This is a genomic window from Moorena sp. SIO4E2, assembly GCF_010671945.1.
Lineage (GTDB): Bacteria > Cyanobacteriota > Cyanobacteriia > Cyanobacteriales > Coleofasciculaceae > Moorena > Moorena producens.
Genome location: NZ_JAAHIE010000778.1, coordinates 1 through 2,887, shown reverse-complemented (window position 1 = coordinate 2,887; position 2,887 = coordinate 1). Strand labels below are relative to the sequence as shown.

The following is a 2,887-nucleotide window of genomic DNA, read 5'->3' as shown; positions in this document are numbered from 1 at the left end:
GACATCCTATGGCACCAACAACCAGCAGAAAACTCTCTTCAACCGCACTCGTGCCAGTTTACAGCAAGCCTTGTCCTGGTACACCAATTTTCATCGTTCCCAGGGGAATCCTGCTGATGTGGAAATGGAAGCCTTGCTGCAAACTGAATTAGAGGTTTTGCAATCTAGCCTAGACAAACTTGACCAAGGATTGATTCGCATTGCCGCTTTTGGTTTGGTTAGTCGTGGTAAGTCAGCGGTAATTAATGCTTTGCTGGGACAAAAAATTCTTAAAACTGGTCCGATTCACGGTGTCACTCAATGGCCCAAGTCGGTACGGTGGACACCTAGCTCCGAAAGTGAAGTCCTCTTCGAGTTGATTGATACGCCAGGATTGGACGAAATCCATGGAGAAGTAAAGGCGCAGATGGCGCGGGAGGTGGTATCCCAAGCCGATTTAATTTTATTTGTCGTGGCTGGTGATATCACTCGCACTGAATATCAAGCTCTTTGTGAACTGCGGCAAAGTCAAAAGCCTCTAATCTTGGTATTTAACAAAATTGACCTCTATCCAGAACAAGACCGGGAGGCAATTTATCAACAGTTGCAAAAACTCAGTACCGGTAGCCCCAAGGATCGGCGTTTACAAAAGATGTTGTCAGCGGATGAAATTGTCCTAGTGGCAGCAGAACCAGCTTCTATGGAAGTACGGGTGGAGTGGCCTGATGGTAGAGTGACCTATGAATGGGAAACTCCACCTCCGAATGTGGATCAGCTTAAACAGAAAATTTTCAGTCTACTTAACCGAGAAGGGCGATCACTTTTAGCCCTCAACGCTCTATTTCAAGCCCGCAATACTCAGAATACTATTGCCAAAAAAGCCATTGAGTTACACAAAACGGAAGCAGAAGACTTAATCTGGCAGTTTGCCAAGTATAAAGCACTAGCAGTCGCCCTCAATCCGATTGGAATTTTAGATGTGTTAGGGGGTACTCTGACTGACTTGGTGATGATTCGTTCTCTAGCGCGGCTGTATGGTCTACCTATGACTAGCTATGAAGCAGGTAAGCTATGGCAAAAGATTTTGATCAGTTCTGGAGGGTTACTGCTAGGTGAACTGGGTACCAGTGTGCTTTTTGGTGTAGGTAAGAGTGCCTCAGTGGTTATCGGTCCGAGTGGCTTGGGTGCCTTTGCTGGGGCAGCAATTACCCAAGCTGGAATTGCAGGTTATGGGGCGTATGCTGTTGGTCAAGCGGCACAGGTTTATCTCGAACAAGGTTGCTCTTTCGGACCACTAGGAGCAAGTACCGTCATTAAAGAAATTCTAGACCGGGTGGAGTCGGACACTATTCTTTTCCGTCTGCGGCAAGAATTGGAAAGACAGCTAGTAGAGTGATAAGACTTAATTCCTTAATTTTCCATAATTTTACCTAAATTTTATACCTGACAAGTTTTTTACCGGAGTCGTAGATTGGGAATGTGTAGATATTCTGTAGATATTCAACAGAGAAAAATCACTGCCAGCCCATCGGGATTCAGGAGAACACTCATGTTCCAAAGACTAATTCAAGCCGCCATGCTCACTTTATTGCTTCACCTAATTGCAAACCTCACACAACCAGACACTCAGCAGCCTGCCAATTTGTCACCCTCAGACGTGAAACTTGTCTATGTCTTGAGCTAGACCATCGGTTGGTGTTCCAAACCGATTTTTCTGGGGGTTGTGGGCTGGTTAATTATCCATAGTTAATTGTCCATGGTTCATTAGTTTTGATTAGTACTGTTGCTATGAACTATGAACCATGAATCTTAGAGGAGACTAAAGATGGTTAACCAAATGCATTATCCCAAACATAATCGATCAAGGTTTTAGCCTCCTGTAGGGGTAAGACTTGACAACGACCTTGGTGATCATAGGTCAGCAGAGGGATTGGACATCTACTCCCTTGTTCTAGGTTATCCTTTACAATTTTGCCCTCTATTTCTTCGAGGTTACGCAGGCAATTATTGATATCAAAGTCAATTTTGGTGTCAAATTTATCATCCATCCATGCTTCAATGTGGTTATCCAACTCTTTAGGGTTAAGTAGCTTTTTACTAGTTAATAAATGATAATAAACTAGAATAATCTCCTTACATTCTTCTTCTTCAGCGTCATCAATCAAAGACTTAAACACACCAGCATTAATGGCCAAATTTTTGAAGAAAAGGGTCTCGGTAACACTTTTTTGAAATTTAATCTGCTTATTTTGATAACTTGTGTACTGTTTAAATGCAAATCCGCCGAAGGCGATCACCACAGATAAAGTAGTGAGCAGTACAGCCATAATATCATGGGATTTTTCCTGGTCAATTCTGAAGCTTTCCACTCCCATAGCGAACAAAATTATTCCCAGGATAAAGATAAGTTGGGGTAGAACTTTGACCAGAAGAGGAATGGCAGCTCCAATGGCAGGTAAACCAAATAATAGGCGGTCTTTCCAGGTCATTCCTATTTTAACATTTGGAAATAAGAATTCTAGATCAAATTTGGGAATATTGCCATAGAGATAAACATACATTTTACCAGGAATAAAGTTTAGATTTTCCAGTTTTTTAGATTTTTTTGATTCAAAATAAGATTTATCTTTGAATTTAATCAATAAAACTACTCGTTCATAGATTTCAATGTTTTGTTCAGTTGGTTTTAAAAGTTTGTTCAAAAAATAAATTTTAGATTTGTCTCCTCTACCATAGCAAACTAGTCTGGGGGGGCGACAAGCGGCCTGTAACCCTTGATATATATTAAATTGAGCGAATTATGGTAAAAAAAGATAGGTCATAAATTGTCAATACGACCTACCAATCGAGAATGAGACAAGAATTATATCAAAAACATCTAAAAAATCTACTTTCCGAATCTCAATTA

Annotated in this window: 3 protein-coding genes; 2 read left to right on the top strand and 1 reads right to left on the bottom strand. The window is 41.0% G+C overall.

Going from position 1 to position 2,887, the window contains the following annotated elements:
* Positions 1–1,375 (top strand): GTP-binding protein (locus F6K37_RS37055; RefSeq protein ID WP_287255983.1); only part of this gene is annotated, 1,375 nt, incomplete at its 5' end.
* 81 nt (positions 1,376–1,456) lie between these two features.
* Complete coding sequence (locus F6K37_RS45860) at positions 1,457–1,663, top strand: QAALIT motif small membrane protein (protein WP_502708828.1); 207 nt, start codon at positions 1,457–1,459, stop codon at positions 1,661–1,663.
* 145 nt (positions 1,664–1,808) lie between these two features.
* Here F6K37_RS45860 and F6K37_RS37050 read toward each other — a convergent pair whose 3' ends face one another.
* Entirely contained in the window at positions 1,809–2,681 is an 873-nt protein-coding gene (locus F6K37_RS37050) for a TMEM143 family protein (protein WP_287255981.1), read from the bottom strand.
* Positions 2,682–2,887 lie beyond the last annotated feature (206 nt).